Origin of the sequence: Cytophaga hutchinsonii ATCC 33406 (assembly GCF_000014145.1) — a bacterium.
In the GTDB taxonomy this organism is placed as follows: Bacteria; Bacteroidota; Bacteroidia; order Cytophagales; family Cytophagaceae; genus Cytophaga; species Cytophaga hutchinsonii.
Genome location: NC_008255.1, coordinates 3,679,506 through 3,702,137 on the forward strand (window position 1 = coordinate 3,679,506; position 22,632 = coordinate 3,702,137).

At 39.0% G+C, this 22,632-nt stretch carries 17 protein-coding genes; 10 read left to right on the forward strand and 7 right to left on the reverse strand.

The features are described 5' to 3' along the window. Positions 1-9 precede the first annotated feature (9 nt). Positions 10-528, forward strand: coding sequence for a shikimate kinase (locus CHU_RS15715; protein WP_011586576.1), 519 nt, complete (start codon positions 10-12; stop codon positions 526-528). On the opposite strand, the gene CHU_RS15720 is transcribed toward CHU_RS15715, so the two are convergent. Beyond that, entirely contained in the window at positions 518-1,411 is an 894-nt protein-coding gene (locus CHU_RS15720) for a redoxin domain-containing protein (RefSeq protein ID WP_011586577.1), read from the reverse strand. The genes CHU_RS15715 and CHU_RS15720 overlap by 11 nt on opposite strands. 273 nt (positions 1,412-1,684) lie before the next feature. Between CHU_RS15720 and proS the strand changes: the two genes are divergently transcribed. From proS to CHU_RS15740, 4 genes are read left to right on the forward strand one after another with little or no spacing between them, the layout of a single operon-like run. Next, positions 1,685-3,160: a proline--tRNA ligase gene (proS, locus tag CHU_RS15725; protein ID WP_011586578.1), complete on the forward strand. Its 1,476-nt coding sequence runs from the start codon at positions 1,685-1,687 to the stop codon at positions 3,158-3,160. Positions 3,161-3,186: 26 nt separating this feature from the next. Further along, on the forward strand, positions 3,187-3,651 hold the full coding sequence (locus CHU_RS15730; protein ID WP_011586579.1) for a hypothetical protein: 465 nt from the start codon (positions 3,187-3,189) through the stop codon (positions 3,649-3,651). 9 nt (positions 3,652-3,660) lie between these two features. Beyond that, the gene (gene floA / locus CHU_RS15735; RefSeq protein WP_011586580.1) at positions 3,661-4,620 is read left to right on the forward strand and encodes a flotillin-like protein FloA; all 960 of its coding nucleotides are present in this window, start codon (positions 3,661-3,663) and stop codon (positions 4,618-4,620) included. A 51-nt stretch (positions 4,621-4,671) separates the two neighbouring features. Beyond that, positions 4,672-5,922, forward strand: a complete 1,251-nt coding sequence (locus CHU_RS15740; protein WP_011586581.1) for a TolC family protein — start codon at positions 4,672-4,674, stop codon at positions 5,920-5,922. 8 nt (positions 5,923-5,930) lie between these two features. Here the strand turns inward: CHU_RS15740 and CHU_RS15745 are convergent, their stop codons facing one another. Genes CHU_RS15745 through CHU_RS15755 form a run of 3 tightly spaced genes read right to left on the reverse strand, consistent with a single transcriptional unit; the run spans position 5,931 to position 11,312 of the window. After that, positions 5,931-7,079 carry a serine hydrolase domain-containing protein gene (locus tag CHU_RS15745; RefSeq protein ID WP_011586582.1) on the reverse strand — a complete coding sequence of 383 codons (1,149 nt, stop codon included), beginning with the start codon at positions 7,077-7,079 and terminating at the stop codon, positions 5,931-5,933. A 9-nt stretch (positions 7,080-7,088) separates the two neighbouring features. After that, positions 7,089-10,235, reverse strand: coding sequence for a PD40 domain-containing protein (locus CHU_RS15750; RefSeq protein ID WP_011586583.1), 3,147 nt, complete (start codon positions 10,233-10,235; stop codon positions 7,089-7,091). A gap of 3 nt (positions 10,236-10,238) precedes the next feature. Then, positions 10,239-11,312 carry an NAD(P)/FAD-dependent oxidoreductase gene (locus tag CHU_RS15755; RefSeq protein WP_011586584.1) on the reverse strand — a complete coding sequence of 358 codons (1,074 nt, stop codon included), beginning with the start codon at positions 11,310-11,312 and terminating at the stop codon, positions 10,239-10,241. A gap of 71 nt (positions 11,313-11,383) precedes the next feature. Here CHU_RS15755 and CHU_RS15760 point away from each other — a divergent pair, with 71 nt between their 5' ends. The 5 genes from CHU_RS15760 to CHU_RS15780 all read left to right on the forward strand — a co-directional run bounded on the left by CHU_RS15760 (position 11,384) and on the right by CHU_RS15780 (position 19,238). Further along, positions 11,384-12,025 carry an MBL fold metallo-hydrolase gene (locus CHU_RS15760; RefSeq protein ID WP_011586585.1) on the forward strand — a complete coding sequence of 214 codons (642 nt, stop codon included), beginning with the start codon at positions 11,384-11,386 and terminating at the stop codon, positions 12,023-12,025. 2 nt (positions 12,026-12,027) lie between these two features. Continuing rightward, the gene (locus CHU_RS15765) at positions 12,028-12,780 is read left to right on the forward strand and encodes a CDP-alcohol phosphatidyltransferase family protein (protein WP_011586586.1); all 753 of its coding nucleotides are present in this window, start codon (positions 12,028-12,030) and stop codon (positions 12,778-12,780) included. Positions 12,781-12,857: 77 nt separating this feature from the next. Next, the gene (porU, locus tag CHU_RS15770; RefSeq protein WP_011586587.1) at positions 12,858-16,748 is read left to right on the forward strand and encodes a type IX secretion system sortase PorU; all 3,891 of its coding nucleotides are present in this window, start codon (positions 12,858-12,860) and stop codon (positions 16,746-16,748) included. A gap of 46 nt (positions 16,749-16,794) precedes the next feature. Next, entirely contained in the window at positions 16,795-17,955 is a 1,161-nt protein-coding gene (gene porV / locus CHU_RS15775; protein WP_011586588.1) for a type IX secretion system outer membrane channel protein PorV, read from the forward strand. Then, entirely contained in the window at positions 17,955-19,238 is a 1,284-nt protein-coding gene (locus CHU_RS15780; RefSeq protein ID WP_011586589.1) for a M16 family metallopeptidase, read from the forward strand. The genes porV and CHU_RS15780 overlap by 1 nt, the downstream gene beginning before the upstream one ends. A gap of 98 nt (positions 19,239-19,336) precedes the next feature. On the opposite strand, the gene CHU_RS15785 is transcribed toward CHU_RS15780, so the two are convergent. From CHU_RS15785 to ccsA, 3 genes are all read right to left on the reverse strand, one after another. Continuing rightward, positions 19,337-19,555: a hypothetical protein gene (locus CHU_RS15785; RefSeq protein ID WP_011586590.1), complete on the reverse strand. Its 219-nt coding sequence runs from the start codon at positions 19,553-19,555 to the stop codon at positions 19,337-19,339. A gap of 112 nt (positions 19,556-19,667) precedes the next feature. Continuing rightward, positions 19,668-19,856, reverse strand: coding sequence for a hypothetical protein (locus tag CHU_RS15790; RefSeq protein ID WP_011586591.1), 189 nt, complete (start codon positions 19,854-19,856; stop codon positions 19,668-19,670). Between the two features lie 196 nt (positions 19,857-20,052). Continuing rightward, on the reverse strand, positions 20,053-22,632 hold the full coding sequence (gene ccsA, locus CHU_RS15795; RefSeq protein ID WP_011586592.1) for a cytochrome c biogenesis protein CcsA: 2,580 nt from the start codon (positions 22,630-22,632) through the stop codon (positions 20,053-20,055).

The following is a 22,632-nucleotide window of genomic DNA, read 5'->3' on the forward strand; positions in this document are numbered from 1 at the left end:
TTCTCTGTTATGCTTATTTATCTTATTGGCCTTCCTGGTTCAGGTAAGTCAACCATCGGAAAAACATTGGCGCAAAAGCTCAAGTATACATTCTTTGATATGGATGATGCTATCTGCGCGCAGGAGAAAAAAACCATAGAAGAAATTTTTGCAGATAAAGGAGAAAATTATTTCAGAGAGTTAGAACATAGTATCCTGCACGATACGTTTGAATTAAAGAATGCAATTATTTCAACAGGAGGTGGTGTGCCGTGTTACTTTGACAATATCACAGAAATGAAAAAGCATGGGTTAACTATTTTTATTAATCCTTCTGCGGATGAATTAGCCAATAGACTTGTGGGCCAGGGTGGACAGAACCGCCCCATGTTGAAAGGTAAAACACACAAACAGGTATTGGATTTTATTGAAACGAAATACAGGGAACGTGCACCTTATTACGAACAGGCAAAACTGATTTTCAGTACAAATAAATTGAATGCAGAAGAACTGCTGAAACACTTAAAAAAGGAAAAACTTATTTCTTGAAAAAGGAATGAATGGTACCTTCTACACATAAGTAATATACGCCAAGCGGCAATTTTTTAACATCAATGGTTGTGCCGTTGCCTTTAAATTCAAGCTTTCCCCGTTGGTTATAAATATAATAATCTGCCTCTCTTGATAACGTTATTTCATCTTCCACGCGTGTCGGGTAGAACGTGATTGGAGTCTGCTCCGGTTGTACCTTAAGAAATTTTTCTGTTTTATTTTCATACGTCAGCGTATATTCTCCCGGGGGAAGTGCTGCAACCGATACTTCCTTTGCACGACCTTTAAGTACACTGTATCCTTTACTGTCAACAATATTATATTTCGAAATAACATTGAAGTAAATGGTTGTATTGGCTACTACCGGATAGAAACGCGGCTGATCGAAAATTAAATAATGTAATGTTTGTTCCAGTGCAATTTTATCCTGATTGATTTGTAATATATTACCCTCTTCACTGATCAAAAAACTGCCGGGTGTACTTTTCAATCCATACAGGCTAACAACTTTACTGTTCCAGCCTTGCAGATCAATTCCATTATTGGGCCAGTTGATGCGATCCATTTTAAGTGCATTAACCCACGTTTCCTTTTTTGTATCAAGAGATACACTCAGAACTTCAAAGCCATAACTTTTGTAGGTGTTGTAAATTCTATATAAGTCAGGATGATTCAGACGGCAAGGTTCGCAGCTGGCCGTCCAGAAATTAATCAATACAATCTTGCCTCTTAACGATGAAAGTGAAAGTGGTTTCCCAGACTGATCCTGTACCGTAAAATCCGGTGCCTTATCTCCTATCGCAAGTTGTGTTTGCGTGTTCTCTGCACTGGAAAAAAAGAAACAGAATAACAATAACCAAATAGCAATAAGGTGCTTCATATATATACTGAATACCTGTAAATCTAGCTTTTTTATATGAAGGAATCAACTAATACAACACCTAACCGATTAAAAATATTGTCCTGTAAAAACGATTCGCCTGGGTGCTTTGAGGAGAAATCCGATAAAAATTCATCCAACTCTTATTTCCTAATAATTAACTGAATAGACAATACAATTCCATTCGCTTATTGATGCGAATATTGCTGAGATAGCTGTAAATACCATACAAAAAACTATCTTTGTGGGAATTAACAAGAGCATAGAAATAAAATGAGTAAAGTATTACCAAAACGCAGCGACGATTATTCGTTATGGTATAATGAGTTGGTAAAAAGAGCCGATTTAGCGGAGAACGCACCTGTACGGGGTTGTATGATCATAAAGCCTTACGGCTATTCCATATGGGAAAAAATGCAGGCTGTGCTGGACAAAATGTTTAAAGAAACAGGACATAGCAATGCATATTTTCCGTTGTTTATTCCCAAATCCTATTTAAGTAAAGAAGCCTCTCACATAGACGGCTTTGCGAAAGAGTGCGCGGTTGTTACACACTACCGTCTGAAAAATGACGAAAACGGAAAAGGCATTATTGTTGATCCGGAAGCAAAATTAGATGAAGAGTTAATTGTTCGCCCAACAAGTGAAACGGTAATCTGGAACACCTATAAAACCTGGATTCAGTCTCACCGCGATTTGCCTCTATTGATCAATCAATGGGCAAACGTTGTGCGCTGGGAAATGCGTACCCGGTTGTTTTTACGTACAACAGAATTTCTGTGGCAGGAAGGGCACACCGCACATGCAACAAAGCAGGAAGCCATTGTTGAAACAGAACAAATGATGAATGTATATGCAACGTTTGCGCAGAATTTCATGGCATTACCGGTACACCGCGGAATTAAATCGGCCAACGAACGTTTTGCCGGGGCGGAAGAAACGTATTGCATAGAAGCTTTAATGCAGGATGGTAAAGCCTTGCAGGCGGGCACCTCACATTTCTTAGGACAAAATTTTGCCAAAGCGTTTGATGTAAAATTTGCATCAAAAGAAGGCAGCCTTGAATATGTATGGGGTACATCGTGGGGCGTAAGTACGCGTTTAATGGGCGCATTGATCATGGCACACTCGGATGATGAAGGCTTGGTTCTACCGCCATTGCTGGCACCTATACAGGTTGTTATTGTTCCTATATTTAAAACAGCAGAACAATTAGATCTGATCGAGGCTACACTTAAACCAATCCTTGCGGCACTTAAGGCAAAAGATATCAGCGTTAAGTTTGACCATAGCGATAAATATTCTCCAGGTTTTAAATTTGCAGAATACGAATTAAAAGGTGTGCCGCTGCGCGTTGCTATTGGTGCAAGAGATATTGAAAACGGAACAGTAGAACTTGCCCGACGTGATACGAAAGAAAAAACAACTGTGCCTCAGGAAGGATTAGCAGACACCATTGAAAAGCTGCTGCAGGAAATTCAGGAAAATATTTATAAAAAAGCATTCGCATACAGAGAAGCGAACACATTTGTAGCAGACGATTATACCACCTTCAAAACAATGCTGGATGAAACACCTGGCTTTATTTTAGCACACTGGGATGGTACACCTGAAACGGAAGAGAAAATTAAAGAAGAAACAAAAGCAACCATCCGCTGTATCCCTCTTGATGTGACTTCTGAACCAGGGATATGTATGGTTACAGGCAAGCCTTCTGCTCAACGTGTGTTATTTGCGCGCGCTTATTAATTTATACTGAATAGTAATATGTACTTATGACGATTGCCGTTGCTCTTATATTGATCGGATTAGTATTAATTATTGCAGAGGTAATATTCATTCCGGGAACTACGTTTGCAGGTTTTGCCGGTGCAGCGTTTTGCATATTAGGTATTGTTAAAATTTATATGGAAGTTGGCAGTACCGCCGGCCATATTGCATTGGGCGCAAGCTTACTTGCTTTTGGTATACTCTTCTTTGTTATTTTGAAATACAATGTGTGGGCCGGCATGTCATTAACAGATACCTTAACAAATAAGGTGAACGAAAACAGCCTGGATGGATTAACTGTCGGAGACATTGGGATTACTAAATCTGTTTTAAAGCCTGTGGGCAAAGCAGTTTTTAATGATGCTGAATATGAAGTACAGACACTCGGACATTATGTAGACGCCGGTATACCGATCCGGATACGTTCTATTGCACGGCTTAAAGTTATAGTTGAAACAATTGAATCTTAATTTATACATATGCAACAATTATTGATTATTATGGCATTAGTCGTTATCGGCTTTTTCTTCTTCCTGTATTTTGTGCCCTTTAATTTATGGATCGGTGCCATCTTCTCCGGTGTGCGTATCGGTTTATTACAGCTGGTACTTATGCGTATCCGTAGTGTACCGCCAAGAATCATTGTAGAATCATTGATAACCGCTACGAAAGCAGGCATTCAGCTTACTGCAAATGAATTGGAAACGCACTTTATGGCTGGCGGCAATGTACCGAATGTTATTAAAGCACTGATCTCTGCTGATAAAGCAAACATTGCCTTAACGTTTAAACAAGCTACCGCTATTGACCTTGCAGGCAGAGATGTATTTGAAGCGGTGCAGATCTCTGTAAACCCGCAGGTAATTAATACCCCAAACGTTGCTGCCGTTGCACAGGACGGCATTCAGCTTATTGCAAAGGCACGTGTTACACTTCGTGCAAACATTGCCCAGTTGGTAGGTGGTGCAGGGGAAGAAACGATTCTTGCCCGTGTGGGTGAAGGTATTGTAACTTCTATCGGTTCTTCTAAGTCGCACAAAGAAGTATTAGAAAATCCGGATAAGATTTCTAAACTTGTTTTACAAAAAGGACTGGATGCCGGCACCGCTTTTGAAATTCTTTCCATTGATATTGCAGACATTGATGTAGGTGCAAACATCGGTGCCAAACTTCAGATTGACCAGGCGAATGCGGATTTAAAAGTTGCAGAAGCAAAAGCGGAAGAACGCAGAGCAATGGCCGTAGCAAGTGAACAGGAAATGAAATCAAAAGCTCAGGAAGCACGTGCAAAAGTAATCGAAGCGGAAGCTGAAATTCCTAAGTCTATTGCTGAAGCATTCAGAAGCGGCAACCTGGGCATTATGGATTATTATAAAATGAAAAACATTCAGGCAGACACGGGCATGCGTGATTCAATTGCCGGTGGAGGCAAAGAATAACATAACAAAAACCCTTTCTATGTTGAAAGGGTTTTTTATTCTTTTAGAACTATGAAGTACAGCATCTTTTTAGTATTCTGTTTAAACGTATCTTTTGCAGGCTACGGGCAAGATACAATTAAGTCACTTGAATTATCGGATGCACTGAGCATCGCCAAGCTGCAGAATTTTTCGTTGCAAAGCAGCGAACTCGATATTGCTATTCAGCATAAAGAAATCGTAAAAGCAGGCATCAGACCAAATCCTATTTTTAATATTCAATCCATTGCTCTGTTAGACCATTCGTATTATCCGAATGATGCATTATTTACTACAGGTAAAAACAGACAGGACTGGTTTCAGCTTACAAAAAAAATGCAGCTTTATGGCGTTCGTCAGGAAAAAATTGAACTCGAAAAACAACAGCTCGGACAAACCATAGCCTTGCACAATTCAAACCTGCGCGATGTATTGTATAATGTATCTATAAAATGGATTGATGCCTGGTTTGCACAGGTAAATAAAAATATGGCTGCTGAGTCTGTTGCTTCATTAGACAGTTTGATTCAGCATAAAAAAACCGACGGTATTGAAACCAAAAATAAAAATGAATATCTGCGGTTATTAATTCTGGATGATCAGTATGATATTATCAGTATAGATGCACAACTTGATCTGCGCAATGAACTGAATGATCTGCAGTTTTTAATTAATTCATCGTACATTAAATCTGTTGATATAAATGACAAAATAGACCTTGTTGATATTCCCTCAAACCTGGATAGCCTTATATCTATTGCGTTGCGCATGCGTTCAGACATTGCTGTTTATAAACAGCAGGTTCTTATTTCAGAAGTAAACCAAACATTGCAAAAATCTAACTCGGTTCCCTCTCCTGAAGTTGGTTTCATTGTTAACCCGCAAAACACCATTCCTTACGCGGGTATATTTATTACACAGCCGCTGCCTTTTCTTGATCACAACCAAGGAGAGAAACAAAAAGCTGCGATCATGTTACAGAAAGCGCGCGTTGAAGAATTAGGCATACGTACGCAAGTCATGAATGAAGTGCAAAAAGCATACGATGCATATACCATTCAAAAAATGAAACTGATCAAAGTAGAAGATGCATTAGCGTTAGCAGGCGTACTTGTTGCAGATGTCAGACACAATTACATTTACAATAAAAATGGCTATGTAGATTTATGGGAAGCAGAACGCACCTGGCTGGAAACAAAAAAATTATTTTATACAACCAATTACGAATACAGAAAAAGCATCATTGAACTGCTTCATGCAACGGGCTTGTTAGAACAGCTATAAAAATTCTGTTACTTTACAGCACGTTGCAGAGCGATTGCCTCATCAATGAGCATATATGTTTCTCTGTAGTGATTATCAATCTTATCTCCCCTTTTATGTCCGAGCCTTACGATAATCATATCCAGGGCTGGGATTGCAATGATATATTGTCCTAAAATGCCTCGCATGTAATATGCTGAAATGCCGTTGTATTCCGGGATCAGCCACCATTGAAACCCATAATAGTCTGTTTGTTTCAAATTCATATCCATCAACCTTGTTGGTGTTACAGATTGTTTGATGTATGCAGAATCAATAAGTTGCTCTCCCCGATGGTTCCCCTGATGTAAATATAATGCAGCTAAACGGGCAAAATCTTTAGGGTTTGAATACATGCAGCAATATGCTTTTTCCAAACCATCTTTATGATCAAGGCTCCAGAAGCCATCTGATGCGGCTCCAAGTTTTTGCCATAATTCTTTTTCTAAAAAGGTTGCAACCGGCATGTGTGTAGCTTGTGTTAAAACCATTGCAAGAATTTCTGTGTCGCAGCTTTTGTATTCAAAATATTCACCGGGTTTTTTCTTAACGGGAAGTGCGAGCATTTGCGTTTTTAAATCCGGACCATAATATGCTTCTGTTGTCTGGCTGGTTAAGCTGTTATAGGCTTCATCCCAATTGAGGCCAGAGCTCATCATCAGTAAATGGCGTATGGTAATGTGTTTTTTTTCACCTTCTTTAAATTCCGGAATAAAATCTCCGACAGGTTGATCAATGGATTTGATATAGCCGAGTTTAATAGCTCTGCCAATAAGCGCACTGATATAACTTTTGGCCACTGAAAAAGAATTACTTCGTGAAGTATCTGCAATTCCGCTCCCGTATTTTTCAATCAGGATTGAATCGTGTTGAATAAACAAAAGAGAAATGGTTTCATATTTTTCCAGCGTATCACGAAGCGGTTGTGATATTGCATGCTCATTGTATAATCTATGTTTCTCCCATTCAAGCGGTATCACTGATTTTGCTATACCTCTTGAATAAAAAATATCCTGATCAAAAATTCCCGGTAAATTATACCAGATGGTTTTATAGTAATAATTTTTGTGTGTAAGATTCAATGTCAAAACTATAAGCAGAATGAAACCAATACATCCGATAAATAGTTTTTTTTTCATGACCTTACACTAAAAATCGTATCCGAATGTAAAGTAAAATCTTGGCGCAAGTTGTTCGCCATCTTTTATACCCCAGGCTAAATCGCCCTTCATATAATAGCCAAACAAAAATGTACGGGCTCCCAAACCGTAACCATATAAAAATGGATTTCTGTAATTATTTACTTCTATCTCAAATGGAGATGAATTGTTGGCACCGGCTGCAATAATTTTTCTGTTCAACGAATTGTTTGTTGAAAAAGGATTTGCCCCATCCCATGCGGCACCTACATCTGTAAATGCGACCAATTGGAAATTGCGTAAGAATGCAGATGATACCGATCCGCTATATAAATATTTAATAATCGGCAGTCTGAATTCTGCATTTAACAGGAAATAACTTTGTCCGGATTGATCGTTGTATTTAAATCCGCGCACATTAGTAACATATTTATCAAACATAATGTCTGAATTGTTTACACCTGTTTCATACGATAACGGGTTTGTTACCCCACCCGTTCCGACAGAATTAAAAAACCAGTTATCCATACCACCGAAGATAAATGTTTTTGGTGCTGCTCCGAAAAATCTTCCGTACGATGCTCTCAATGCAAGCACAGAACTTCTGTGAATTTTTTGATAGTGGCGTAAATCAATATTAAAACGGTTGAAGTTTTCTGCTTTTGAAACGGTATTCTTATTTGTTTCAAATAAAATTTTTGCTCGTGTTCCTTCAATCATATTCATACCTGAACTGATTGTATTGTCGTACACGAATTCGAATTTTGCACCAACATAGGCTTTCTTTTCATCCTGATATGTAACGGCCGTATTAAAATCAGTTACATCTGAAAACCGTACTTGTTGAGCAAACGGCGAAACACTTACTCTGCTGTAAACAGATAACGGATAGGATGCTTTAATTTCTACTTTGTTTACCACATAGCGGTGACTTACACTTCCGTTTGAAGGAAAATATGTGATGCGGTCGAAACGTGTGCTTAGATCAACACGGTTTTTCAAATACGCATATTCGCCGTATAAACTGCTGCTTTTAAAATCAGCCACACCAAAGAAACCCATATTAACTCTGTGATTAGACATCAGATCAGACATCTGCGATTCCAGCAGCAAACCAAATCCTCTTAACGGATCAACCTGTAAGGTAGTAGCAACCATATCCGTTCCGAATAAATTCTTATACGGGTACGGGCCATAAAAAGGAATAATAGTACGCTTAGGCGGTGTATTACTTGCCTCTGCCGGTGTAACTTTTTTAGGCAGTTTCAGTGTCGTGTCGGATTCAAAATATACTTTATCCAGATCAATATCATCGTCATTTTTCTTAGGTGATACAACAATCAGGTTGTTTGTTTGTTTTGGTTTTTCAGGAGGCAGTATTTTTTTACGCATCACCGCTGACTGATCTGTTTTGCCGGTTATGGTAACCGCATTGGTAAACGAAAAGGCTGTATCAATAAAAATCTTTTCTTTGCCTCTTGATCGTGCAATGAAAGCAAGATAATTGTTTGCTGCATTAAAATCGTATTCTAAAATATCTGTTGTATTATTTGTTAAGGGCTTTGATACGCCTGTCTTCAGATCCTGTGTATACAAATTCTGCACGCCATTTTCATCATTTAAATAAAGGATGGTTGTGGCATTGATAAATGCAGGTTTTGTAAAATTAGATGCTTGTGCCGGAATACGTTTTAAAACTTTATCGCCGGGCTTATATATGTAAAGCGAATAATTAGGTGCCGACTGATAACGTGTTAATGTAAACAGTGTATCGTCGTTTCTGTTGGATGAAAAGATCACCGCATTGCCCGGCCCAAACCGCGGCGAATGATCATCGTATTCATCGTTGGTAACTTTTAAATACTTAGACCGGTCAAGATCGTACAGCCATATATCTGATTGCCCTTTTTCATCGGCACTATACACCACATATTTTCCATCTGTACTAAAGGCATAACTGTTGATCTGATGAAACACTTCTATTTCACGTTTTTCAATGCGCTTCTTTTTTGTTACATCAACCACTTCGTAAATTATCTTACCCTTTTTGTAGGTAATGCTTGCTAAGATGGATTCTGTTTGCCACGCCAGTAATGGATTACGGGTAATCGGCTGCTGGTCGTTTAATTTAAAACCACCGCCTGCAATTTTTTTCTTTTTTCTTTTTTCAACTTCCCTTAGTAAAACGCTGTATCTCCCTTTGTTGTTAACAGAGTAAGCCAGGTATTTACCATCTGTACTTAACACTGGTGTAGTAATATCGCGTCCTTTAAAATTTTTTCCGTTTAACGATTTATACGTTGTATCAAATAGGATAGCTCCATCCAGAGCAACGGCATTTTCTTTATAATACGCTTTCCAGTTATCAATGAATGTCTGAAAGTATGACCCCGTAGCTGCCTCTATGGAAGCCTTATCACTTCTGTATATGCGGGTGATCTGTAAAATATTTGCAAACATATCCGGGCCATATCGATCGGATATAAAATGCCAGATTGACTGTCCGATCCATTCTGCTTCTTCCCCGGAATACGAAGAGGGGTTTCTTAATTTATTGTTTATTACCAGATCGCGGATATAATTATCCATCTCTCTATCCCATCCTCGTGCGATGTATGCCGATGCCCCTTTTACATACCAATCTGGCAGGGATAAGAAATACGAGCTTTGAACTACTTCCTTGAAACTACCGCCATATAGTAAAATATTTATCCATGTGCGTGCAATCCCTTGTGTAATGTCGTTTCTGAATGTCATTAAATCGCCTTCAAAAGCAACTTCCACAGTTGCTTTCACAAGATTTGTGGATCCACCTACCTGTGTACCCTGCTGCAAGCCTATATTGCTTTGCTGCAGATCAGCAACCGAATTATACAGGAGTATTTTAGTTTTATTGTAATTTGAATAGCCTAATGAATTTTCAAGTTTTTTAAATACAGATTCCGCGTGTGTTGCAGCTATGCCCGCAAAGGATTCACCTTCGTAATAATAATAGATGTCAAAATTTTCTGTGGAAATAAGTTTCCAATCAAATTTTTTGTATTGAATTCTATTTTTCCCAAACTGATCCTGCGACGTCTGAGCAACAGAAGTAAATGTTGATAGAAGAAAAAATAAAAGGGTAACGATTTGTATACCTCTATAGCTAGGCTGCATTTATTAATTATTTTTTTGTTTGAAATATAAATAATTAAATCGGTTCACAGACATAGATTGATCGATTTCTTGGTTCAAAAGTAAGAAGTTTGTTAATGTTTTTGAAGCATAAGGAGCGATTGATACTCCTTTCGTTCCTAAACCATTAAAGATTAACGCTAAGGGCTGTTCAGGGTGTTCGCCGATGATGGGGCGATGGTCCGGCACAACCGGCCTGATTCCGGCTTTTTGTTCAATAACAACGAACGGCTTCTTAAGAATCGTATGTGCACCTTCTGTGATTTCTTTTAACCCCCCTTCTGTAGGCGCATCATCTTCAAATTCTCTTATGTACGATGAGCCCATCCGGAATTTCCCGTTCGGCAATGGAATAATAAAGAAATGTTTATTGACCACCTCTTTCAAGGCATATGCTTCAATATCTAAGGTTAATACATCACCTTTCATTCCCTTAACCGGCACCCAATTAAAAATCGGATTGCGTGTGTTGTGAAAACCTTCTGCAAAAATTATTTTTTTTGCCTGTATGCCTTTATAGGCAACGCTGTTCGTAGAAAACTGCAACGCAGCATGATCAAACGTTTCTTCTATATACTGATCTTTTTCTACAAGCTTTTGCTTGATCGCGCCTAAAAATGCCTGTACATCTACATAACCGGAATGTTTTGTTATCAAACCGCCATACGGAAACCAGATATACGGATCGTATTTTTCAATATTCTGCTCGGGTTCTGCAAATGCTGCAATTTCAGGGGTTGATTTAGCCCAGAAATCATTTTGTGCCTGAATATCTGTAAATGGCCGTACAATGGCTTTTGGATATAAAATCGTTGTATCTAATTCGCGCTCTGCACTGCGGTAAAATAAATCTAAATATGGAAACAAAACGGCCGCATTCCAGGTAAGCAGCATTTTTTTACCTGTAATGGGATTATATAAGCCTGCTGCTACAGTTGAGGATGCCTTCCGTTCACTGCTGGCAATTACTACAACCGATTGTTTTTCATGCCATAACGATTGTACCAAACACGACCCAGCCAGCCCCTGCCCAACAATTATGTAATCTACCTGCTTCATTATGCTAAATTAACCTCCTTCTTTTGATAATTCATTCCTTTTAAGCCATTTTTGTTAATTCTTTCAAATTTATGATACACATTGAAACACTAACCTTCAATCCCCTTCAGGAAAATACATACATCGTTTACGATGAGGCTGGTGATTGTATGATTGTTGATCCGGGATGTTATGAAGCGTATGAGCAGAAAGAATTAACCGATTTTATTGCTAAAAAGAAATTAACGGTACGCCTGCTTGTAAATACCCACGGGCACATTGACCATGTACTGGGTAATTACTTTGTAAAAGAAACGTATAAAGTGCCTTTTGAAATCTTTCATTTAGATGCAGCAACACTACAGGCTGTTGGTGCTTATGCACCTAATTATGGCTTTTTTCAATATACGCCGGCAACACCGGATCGCTTGCTGAAAGAAGGTGATGCGGTTATAGTGGGAAGCATGAAATTTGACATTCTTTTTGTTCCCGGCCATGCACCGGGGCATATTGCGTTCGTCAATACTGCTGAAAAAATCTGTTTATCCGGTGATGTATTATTCAGAAGCAGCATTGGCAGAGCAGATTTGCCGGGCGGAAATTACGATACGCTCATTCACAGCATTAAAACAAAATTATTTTTATTGCCGGATGATACCATCGTTTACCCGGGCCACGGACCAACGACAACCATTCAGTTTGAAAAGAAACACAACCCTTATTGCGCGTTATAATTATGATAAAAAAGAATATTCCCAATGCACTTACCTGTTTGAACCTGGGATTTGGTTTTTGGGGAATTTTGCTGCTTGTTAATGGAAAAGTTACGGAAGCCTCTTTATGCATTGGCGCAGCATTAATTGTAGACTTTCTGGATGGCTTTGTTGCACGTCTGCTGGGTGTTTCTTCACCCATCGGTAAAGAGCTGGATTCATTGGCAGATGTTGTAAGTTTTGGCGTACTGCCAGGCATCATGTTAACCTACATGATCATCTCTATTACAACGGGAATACCATACGCAGAAGCATCTACTGTAAAATTAGTTGAAGGTTCCTTTAATCCGCTGATCCTGGCCGGAACGCTGCCGGCTATGTTTTCCGCTGTACGCTTAGCGAAATTCAATCTGGACACCAGACAGAGTGATCGCTTTTTTGGTGTACCAACGCCAAGCAACGCCATGATTGTGGCTTCTTTCAGCTTAGTTGCTATTGATGCAGATTCGTTTCTGTTTCCGTTGGTTACAAACCTGATATTTGTATTGGCGTACTGTGTTGTAATGTCATATTTACTGATTGCAGAAATTCCGCTGATGGCGTTAAAATTCAAAACATTTGATTGGGGTACAAATAAATTCCGTTTTCTATTGGCAGGAAGTGCTGTTTTGCTGGTCATTCTCTTTGGAAAAGAATCCATTTTATTGATTATGGTTGCGTATATTATTTTCTCCCTGCTGCAAAACCAGACCGAGAAAAACCAGGTTGCTAATTAATAGAATATATACACTAAATTACATCTGGAAACGTTTACCAATAAACCGTCTACACGTTTTTGTGAAATAATTCAACAATGAGCTTTTTAAAATCCATCGGCATCTTCCTATTAGGTATTTTTTGCGTTCCTGTACTGGTACATGCACAACAATCTTCTGCCACCTTCGACATTGAATGGCTGGGAGTAAATCATACTATTACATTATTAAACGGAACAACTATCACTTACCCGGTAGCAAAAGATGCTTTTGTAAATCTGGATGGGGTATTGGTTCTTCAAAAAGATGTGGTTGGTAAAGTTTCAGGAACGGTAGTGATTGAGAATGTTACTTTTTTTGCCGGTGATTCGAGTTCAAAAAGTGTGTTGCCTGCATTAAATGTACCCGAAAACCGCACGGTAACATATGCGGTGCGCCACAACGATGGCGTTACAACCCGCCTGTATATTCCAATCTTACAAAAAGACGGGGCCGGCAATTGGGCGCAACTTTCTTCCGTAAGCGTTCAATACAGCCTTACTTCTAATTATGACGAAACCCCTGTCCGGACAGATGTTTATTCAAGAGCCAATGCCAATGCACGTACAACGAATACAACAGGATCAGTGCTTGCAAGCGGTGATTGGTATAAAGTAGCCGTTTCCGAATCCGGTATTTATAAAATAACACCCTCGTATTTATCCAGCATTGGTATCAATACAAGTTCACTGGATCCATCCATGATTCAGCTGTATGGCAATGGCGGCGGCATGTTGCCGCAGGCAAACAGCGATGCAAGAGCGGATGATCTGGTTGAGAATGCGGTTTTTATAAGCGAAGATGGCAATGGTGTTTTTGACAACGATGATTATATTTTATTTTATGCAGAATCTCCGCATACCTGGAACTATAATCCGGCTGGCGGCACTACATTTACACATACGCTAAATTTATATTCCGATCAGAATTTTTATTTTTTAACGGTTAATCAGCAGCCCGGCAAACGGATTTCAAGCCAGGGTTCATTAGGCGGTGCCGCTCAAACAGTTTCTTCCTTTGATGAACATTTTTTTACTGAAACCGATCAGTACAACATTATGGATTCAGGAAGAGAATGGTACGGCATACAGTTTACACAATATGTGCCAAGCCAGAATTTTTCTTTTAACATAACAGGAATTTTACCTAACGCTGATTTAAAACTGAAATCTGCTGTATTGAGCCGCTCGTATGTTTCAACCAGGTTTGTATATAAAGTCAACAACATTGCAAACCTTATTCCGGATCAGTATCTGCCGATACTAACAACTGAAGAACATGCAGATCTTGGAAGAGATTCATTTATAATAGACACGCTCAATGCAGCTTCGCTTGGCAGCAATACATCGCTGTCTATTGGCATGACACTTACAGGAGGTATTGCTACTTCCATGGCTCACTTAAATTATCTGGAAGTGGTATTTGAAAAGTCGCTGCGTTTATACGGCAACTATACTTCATTCAGATCTTCTAAAAGTTTACTTCAACCAACCACACAATATTCAATCAGCAATGCTTCCGGAACGGAAAATGTCTGGGATGTGAGTAATCCATTAAATGTAGTCAATCAGGCATATGATTTTACGGGTTCAGCTATTGAATTCGGATCATCGAGTACGTCCTTAAAAGAATTTATTATTTTCTCCGGAAATAATTTCTCTGCGCCAACTTTTATCGAACGGGTTTCAAACCAGAATTTACACGACATAACTTCAGGCAATATACCGGATATGATCATTGTAACCCACCCGGATTTTCAATCACAGGCACAACGGCTGGCAAACTTCAGAACAACTAATGACGGTCTTCGTGTATATGTATGCACGACCGAACAGATCTACAATGAATTCGGGAGCGGTAAAAAAGACCTTACAGCCATTCGGGATTTTGTAAAAATGGTGTATGACCGTGGTTCCGCTGGTTCGCAATTGAAATATCTGTTGCTGTTTGGAAAACCTACATACGATTATAAAAACCACACCGGCATTGGCGGCAATTTTGTACCTACATACGAATCAAGAGAAAGTCTGAAAGAACTTCAATCCTATAACTCCGACGATTACTTTGGTTTTATGGATAATACAGAAGGCTACTGGGATGAAACTCCGTTAGATGACAACACGCTTAATATTGGTGTAGGGCGTCTTCCGATCGGCAGTGCTGCACAGGGAGATATGATTGTAAGCAAACTGATCAATGCATCTAAACCATCTACCAATACAAACGGCAACTGGAAAAATAAAATGACCTTACTTGCCGATGACGGTGATGGCATAACGCACTTGCAGGCAGCAGAAGTTTTATCTGCTACTGTAAATGCAAGAAACAAACAGATTAACATTAATAAAATATATGTAGATGCCTACCAGCAGGAAGCTACACCAGGAGGAGAAACCGCAAGCCTGGTAAATGAAGCCATCTACCGCGACATTGAAGACGGTACATTAATCTGGAACTATGTTGGCCATGGCGGAAATAATGTTTTAGCACAGGAAGCTATTGTTACTACAACAACCATCAATTCCTGGAACAACATCAACAAGCTGCCTTTCTTTATAACTGCTACCTGCAGTTTCGGCCGCTTTGACAAACCAGGACTCGTTTCCGGTGCAGAGAACGTACTGATGAGCAGCAATGGCGGTAGTTTTGGTAATTTAACTTCAACGCGGACCGTTTATTCATTCAGTAACCTTGCCATTAATAATGCCTTTTATAGCTATGCTTTTTTAACAAATGCTGACGGCAGTTATTACACACTTGGCGATATTATGAAAAACACTAAAAACAATGCAGCCGCCCTGCAAGGTGTTTACAACAGAAATTATACGCTGCTGGGAGATCCAAGTATGAAAATAAGCTACCCGCAGAAGAAGATGATTATTATAGCTGTAAACGGCACGCCGGTTAACAGTGTACCCGATACATTAAAAGCCTTAAGCAAAGTTACCTTAGACGGCCTGGTGCAGGATTATACCGGAACAACATTAACCTCTTACAGCGGAGTATCACGGATTACCATTTTTGATAAACCTACAACCGTTCCGACTCTTGGTTCAACCGGATCATCTAAAACAACATTCAAACTTCAAAACAATATCATCTTTGATGGTTTGGTAACGGTTACCAATGGAGCATACAAAGTAAGTTTTATTGTACCAAAAGACATTTCGTATAATTTTGATTACGGAAAAATCAGCCTATACTCTGAGCTTACAAACGGCACCACCGATGCCGGCGGATATTTAAGTAATATTGTTGTGGGCGGTTCAAATGCCAATGCTCCGGAAGACAAAATTCCACCGACAGTAAAACTGTATTTAAATGATCCTTCTTTTGTATCGGGTGGTGTATCGCGTGAAAATCCGGTGTTTTATGCCGATGTTGCAGACGAAAATGGTATAAATGTTTCTGCCGCCGGTATTGGCCATGAAATAACCCTGGTATTGAGCAATAATTCGGAGGTAATTATTCTGAACAAGTATTACACGGCTTCAAAAGATGATTATTCAAAAGGGAAAGTAGAATTTCCACTTAAAGACTTAAGCCCCGGCACCTATTCCCTGCGCTTTAAAGTTTGGGATACCTATAATAATTCTACGGAAGAAACATTGGAATTTACCATTGAAGCAACTTCAAAAATACAATTGAGCCATGTGCTTAATTATCCGAATCCATTTACCACCAATACCACTTTTCACTTTGACCACAACCGTTTTGGCGACAATTTAATGGTTCAGGTACAAATTTATACGGTATCCGGTAAATTGGTTAAAACACTGGATGAAACCATTTTTAACAGTCCATCGCATGTTGCCAACCTCACCTGGGACGGTTTAGATGATTATGGAGATAAAATTGGCCGTGGTGTATACGTTTATAAACTAAAAATTCGTTCACTACAGGACGGTTCAACAACACATGTTTTTGAGAAACTGGTGCTCTTGAATTAATTTAATTGAATAAAAACTTATATTTGTTGTTGATAATTATTAAAATATGCAAAAATTACTCGTTTCAGTATTGTTTTTAACAACGGTTGGTATTTTCCACACGTTTGGTCAATCTGCACAAAACCAATATTCACAAACCATTACCACTGCGGTTCCATTTTTAAGTATCACTCCGGATGCACGTGCCGGGGGGATGGGCGATGCAGGTGCTGCCACTTCACCGGATGCAAATGCAACATACTGGAATCCCGGAAAACTGGCCTTTGCCAAATATGACATGAGTGCCGCAATTTCGTACAACCCCTGGTTGCGCAAATTGGTAAACGATATGTCTCTGTCTTATTTATCCGCTTATAAAAAATTACGTAAAGAAGATGCCGTTGGCGTAAGTTTTAAATACTTCAACTTAGGTCAGGTAACATTTACAGATAACAGCGGTAACATTATCCGCGATTTTCAACCGAATGAATTGTCGTTTGGGTTAACCTATTCAAGAATGTTATCTAAAAACTTTTCGCTTGGATTAGGTGTTAAATATTTCCGTTCAGATTTAGTGGGCAGTTACACGTCAGGTACAGGAACGGTTGCTAAAGCAATCAATAGTGTATCTGCAGATATTGGCGCGTATTACACAAAAGATCTGCTGGTAGGCGGAAAAAATTCAAACATTGCTTTCGGTGCGGTTATTAATGACATCGGACCAAAGGTTACTTATACGGATATTGACAACAAAAACTTTATTCCTACAAACTTCCGTCTTGGCGGTACATACACCATTGAGGCTGATGCCTACAATAAATTTTCATTCTCTCTTGATGCCAATAAATTGATGGTACCAAGCAAGTGGGATAGTGTAGGTACAAATCCAAAAGATATGGGCATGCTTCAAGGTATGTTCAGTTCATTCACAGATTCTCAATATGGCTTTAAAGGAGAAATGAGAGAAATCATCTTATGTATGGGTGCTGAATATTGGTATGATAACCTGTTTGCTATCCGAGGAGGTTATCACTATGAAAATCCGCAAAACGGAAACCGTCGTTATGCAAACGTTGGTATCGGGATCCGTTACAAAGTATTTGGTTTGGATATGGCTTATCTGATACCGATTCAACAATCCAATCCATTGGCTGAAACACTTCGATTTACGTTACATTTCAACTTTGAATCGAAAAAACAAATTGATGATTCTGTTATAGATAATTAATGACACACATACTAGACAGGACGGTTGCTCCTGCAATAAACCCAATTGACCGTTTCCACTTACCAAAAGTGGAAACGGTTTCGTTTTCTAACGGAAACAAGCTGCATACATTTGCCTTAGGTACACAACCTGTTGTGCGTGTTGAATGGATATTTAATACGGGCAGCCGTGTGGAAGAAAAAACAGGTACTTCTTTTTTCACATCAAAAATGTTAGCAGAAGGCACAAGCGCGCTAACATCTCCTCAAATACAGGAATTTCTGGCTCAGTTTGGTGCTTTTCTTGAAGTTAATCCCGGAAACGAACGCATCAACATTACGTTATTCAGCTTAGAAAAACATTTAGCTGTATTAATTCCGTTCATTAAAAATCTGTTAACCGATAGTATCTTCCCCGAAGAGCAGTTAACAAAAATGAAACAGATACAATCTCAAGGCATACAGGTAAACCTTGAAAAGACAGCGTATGTGGCGGGTGTTGCTTTCAGAGAATTATTGTTCAACAACAATCACCCGTATGGCAAACATTTAAATTTAGAAGTTATTGATGCCATTAAAAAAGAAGATCTGATCCGCTTTTTTAAGGAAGAGCTTTTAAATAAAACATGTGACATTATTATAACAGGTGGTTTCAGCGCAGAAAGCATATCTCTACTTGAGCAGCAATTCGGTAAGGATAGCGTAGTTGGCTGTAATACAAAAAAACCGTTACCGAGCCTGTTAAAACCAACAAGAGAAATTGTTTTGGAGAAAGAAGGAAGCGTACAGTCTTCTGTACGCTACGGACGCATGTTATTCAATCATTCTCATGCAGATTACTTTGATGCCTATATTTTAAATGAAATATTAGGCGGTTATTTCGGTTCACGTCTGATGCAGAATATCCGCGAAGAGAAAGGTTACACCTATGGCATTCATTCAAGCATAGTACCTATGCAGGAAGACGGATACTTTGTAATTGGCACAGATGTCAAAAGAGAATTTACCAAGAATACAATTGAAGAAATTGAAAAAGAACTTCAGCTGTTAATCGATGTACCTGTTTCTGATAATGAATTGGAAACAGTGAAAAATTATATGCTTGGTAGTTTTGTAGGTGATATTCAAACACCGTTTTCTATCGCGGATAAATACAAAACGATTTATTTTAACGGATTGGGTGATGATTATTATGACCGCTTCTTTGCACGGATACAATCTATAACAGCAGCCGATATTCAGGCGGTAGCAAAAAAGTACTTCACGCCGGCAGAAATGTCTTACGTAATTTCAGGTGGTTTTTAATACTCCGAATTTATTCAAACAATTAAAAAGCAAAAGGTTTTGTGTTGACACAAAACCTTTTGCTTTTTTAAATATATCTCAACAGTATTTTCTATCAACTAGCGATTGAATTGTGATTGTCTTTTTATTTTTCTGATATGGATACTGATGCGCAGCATCAGAAAAATAACGGCAGTAATGGTTACTGCTGTCAGCACTATTACTGCATTCATGCTCTTATGCATAATTATACCTGTAATGTTACATGAATTCAACATACAGGCAAGTACCATAACGAAAAAAATAATAATCAGCTCTTTTCCATTTACTTTATCCATAACACAATTTGTTTTGGTTGAATAGCATGTATTAATTTGATGAGCATATCTATTATATGGATTTAGGCCCCCGCATTACCGCATATAGATATGCTTCTGTTAAATTTTTTTATTAAAATAAATGATCCTCTTTTTCAGACTTTTGAATAAGCACCACAGCGATTACTATTAAAAACAATACCGGAATGGTGTATCCTCTATCCATGTAAAAAATGCTTATCATGCTGAACAAAACGAACATCATAATTAATAATGTAATAGCAAAGATCACAACATATTTTGCCTGAATAAGCTTTTTCATATTTCAAAACCTCTTTTTATAAATCATTTTTATGCCATAAAGGTATTGACAATACAAGGAAATGAACTTACATGATTATGAGTTAATCTTATATCATTCCCATTTACATTATATTTAAGAACTCTCTAAATAAAAATGCGCAGGTGTCTGTTTATTACAGACACCTGCGCATTTTTATTCTTTGTATTATGTGTCGTTATATTACTTCCTGTCCCTTATTACGCATGGCAACAAACTCTTTGTAGCGGCGGAACATAGCCATTCCCAAACCAAGGATTACCAGCAGCGTACCGATCCATAAAAGGTTGATGCCGGGTTTTTCAATCGCTTTAATAATGATGTAATCTTTCTGACAGGTTTGTACATTGAATACGAATTCATGCGATTCAGGTTTGATTTTTTCAAGACTGATTTTTACACCTAATTCTTCGTTCAATTCAGGGATAGCGCCTGAAGCACTTTCCTGAGCTAAGATAACAAGATTCGGATGCATCGGGTACGCAGCTCCATCCGGACCAAGCAGCAACATATGAGCAACAACAGAGAAATCATCTTCACCCAAAGCAACTCCCGGCACATTTTTGATTACATCTACATGTTTGAAGATGCATACATAATCATTGATGTAAATGGTATCTCCTTGTTTGATGGTATGTGTTTCCACTTCCGACCAATCACGTTCATCAGCTTCAAGCGGTATAGCTGAAAGATGTGAGTATAAATCTCTGCTCAGGAAATGTTTGATATCCGGGGAAACAACATTGCCCATACGCGGGTTCTGCTGAATACGCGGATATAGTGTGAATGTATCTCCTGCTGCTTTTACATATGCAACTTCATAAAATGTGTTTTCCGGATTGGTTGTTAAGGTGTCTCCTTTTTTAAACACCAGCACGTCTTTATCTTTCAGGTCTTTACGGATAATAACTTTGTATGGGTCCTGTGTAGGGAATGTCCAGTCTTTGTTTACATAACCTCCGTATCCATTCACTTCGATCCGCTGGCCTTTATAGATCAGCTGCATGTCTTTCATCTTTTCCGGTGCGTTGCGGAAAAGCAGCAGATTGTCTCTGTTTACATCATCTGTAAATTCTTTTGAATACAGAAGGCCTGTGTTATTCAATGAAACAATTCTGGAATAACCCGAAGAAAACAGAATGCCGATCAACATCATAGCTACACCAATGTGCGCCAATGCTCCGCCAGTAATACGATAGTTATTGCGTACTACTTTTACAAAGATCATGATATTACTGAAGATTGAGAATAAACTGGCAGCGACCAGTAAGATATACGCCGTCTTTACCAGATAGTGAATTTCCTCACCTGTATAAGCATCCAGAAGACCTGTTAAAATGATTACACATGTACAGCCTAATGCTACAATAATGGGTAAGTACAAGGCATCCCACAATTGTTTTTTATCCATTTTCTTCCACCAGAAAAACTGTCCCATACCAGACAGTATTGCGATGAAAATTGCGAAACCCATTTGCCAGTAGCTGTAAAATGTTTCCGGGCTTGAAGGCGGAGCTGCATCTAATTCAATACCAAAGGATTTTGCAATGGTGTTATATACCGGCATAGATGTCATGGCCAATACCTGGAAAGCCGCTAGGCTTAATACTGCAACGCCTATGAAGATCCAGAATTCACGTGAATAGGCTGAAGGCTCTTCCTGATCAAACGGAATTTTTTTCCAGGATTTTATAATTAACCCGCCGGCTAAAAACGTAAAGGTTAACAGATAAATTAACAGCTGACCTGACAAACCCAGATCTGTGAATGAGTGCACAGATGAATTTCCCAAAATACCGCTTCGGGTTAAAAATGTTGCATATAAAATTAACAGGAACGAAAGCGTCACCATGATCACGGCCATACGCAATGCTGTTCCGCTGTTTTTGTATGAGATCATCAGGTGCAGCGACGCGATTAAAATCAACCATGGAACGTACACGGCATTCTCAACCGGATCCCAGTTCCAGTATCCGCCGAAGTTTAAGGTTTCGTACGCCCAATACGCGCCCATCATAATACCGGTACCTAAAATTACAGCGGCAAATAATGCCCACGGCAATGCCGGGCGGATCCATTCTTTTGTCCAGCCTTTCCACAGGCCTGCCATACAGTAAGCAAACGGAACAATCGTTGCAGCAAAACCTAAGAACAAGGTAGGCGGGTGAATAACCATCCAGTAATTCTGTAACAATGGGTTCAGGCCATTTCCATCTTCTGCGATAAAGTCCGGCCGTACGTTATACACCGGCAGATCAGGCATCGCGTCTTTCATCAGAATAAATGGCGAAGAACCGATTTTTGTATTCAGATACGGAAGTACAATACCAATAATCATGGATGCCAGAAATGCCTGTACCAGCATGAACACAGACATTACAGGTGCCTCCCATTTATTGTTTACTTTAATAAGAATCGTACCTAATACGGCATGCCAGAAAATCCACAATAAAAAACTTCCTTCCTGCCCTTCCCAGAAACAGGAGATCATGTAATAAACCGGCAGGTGATTGGATGAGTGACTCCACGCGTAGTGGTACTCATAGCGGTGATTATAGATGATGGCAAACAGTGTTGCAACCACACCAACTACTGACAACGCGTGCACACCAAAGGCTATGCGTGAGAACATAAGCCACGACTGCTTACCTGATTGATTTTCTTTAGATGCTTCATAATAACCATAAGAAGCAAGAATAGCAGCAAAGAACGAAGTGATTACAAATAGATGGCCGTAATCGCCGATAAGCAAATCCAT

Bases quoted from the DNA above. Each gene is read 5' to 3' on its own strand.
- porU (WP_011586587.1), top strand. From the start codon at position 12,858: ATGAGCTTTTTAAAATCCATCGGCATCTTCCTATTAGGTATTTTTTGC.
- proS (WP_011586578.1), top strand. From the start codon at position 1,685: ATGAGTAAAGTATTACCAAAACGCAGCGACGATTATTCGTTATGGTAT.
- CHU_RS15730 (WP_011586579.1), top strand. From the start codon at position 3,187: ATGACGATTGCCGTTGCTCTTATATTGATCGGATTAGTATTAATTATT.
- floA (WP_011586580.1), top strand. From the start codon at position 3,661: ATGCAACAATTATTGATTATTATGGCATTAGTCGTTATCGGCTTTTTC.
- CHU_RS15755 (WP_011586584.1), bottom strand. From the start codon at position 11,312: ATGAAGCAGGTAGATTACATAATTGTTGGGCAGGGGCTGGCTGGGTCG.
- CHU_RS15740 (WP_011586581.1), top strand. From the start codon at position 4,672: ATGAAGTACAGCATCTTTTTAGTATTCTGTTTAAACGTATCTTTTGCA.
- CHU_RS15745 (WP_011586582.1), bottom strand. From the start codon at position 7,079: ATGAAAAAAAAACTATTTATCGGATGTATTGGTTTCATTCTGCTTATA.
- CHU_RS15750 (WP_011586583.1), bottom strand. From the start codon at position 10,235: ATGCAGCCTAGCTATAGAGGTATACAAATCGTTACCCTTTTATTTTTT.
- CHU_RS15790 (WP_011586591.1), bottom strand. From the start codon at position 19,856: ATGAAAAAGCTTATTCAGGCAAAATATGTTGTGATCTTTGCTATTACA.
- CHU_RS15760 (WP_011586585.1), top strand. From the start codon at position 11,384: ATGATACACATTGAAACACTAACCTTCAATCCCCTTCAGGAAAATACA.
- CHU_RS15720 (WP_011586577.1), bottom strand. From the start codon at position 1,411: ATGAAGCACCTTATTGCTATTTGGTTATTGTTATTCTGTTTCTTTTTT.
- CHU_RS15785 (WP_011586590.1), bottom strand. From the start codon at position 19,555: ATGGATAAAGTAAATGGAAAAGAGCTGATTATTATTTTTTTCGTTATG.
- ccsA (WP_011586592.1), bottom strand. From the start codon at position 22,632: ATGGATTTGCTTATCGGCGATTACGGCCATCTATTTGTAATCACTTCG.
- CHU_RS15765 (WP_011586586.1), top strand. From the start codon at position 12,028: ATGATAAAAAAGAATATTCCCAATGCACTTACCTGTTTGAACCTGGGA.
- porV (WP_011586588.1), top strand. From the start codon at position 16,795: ATGCAAAAATTACTCGTTTCAGTATTGTTTTTAACAACGGTTGGTATT.
- CHU_RS15780 (WP_011586589.1), top strand. From the start codon at position 17,955: ATGACACACATACTAGACAGGACGGTTGCTCCTGCAATAAACCCAATT.
- CHU_RS15715 (WP_011586576.1), top strand. From the start codon at position 10: ATGCTTATTTATCTTATTGGCCTTCCTGGTTCAGGTAAGTCAACCATC.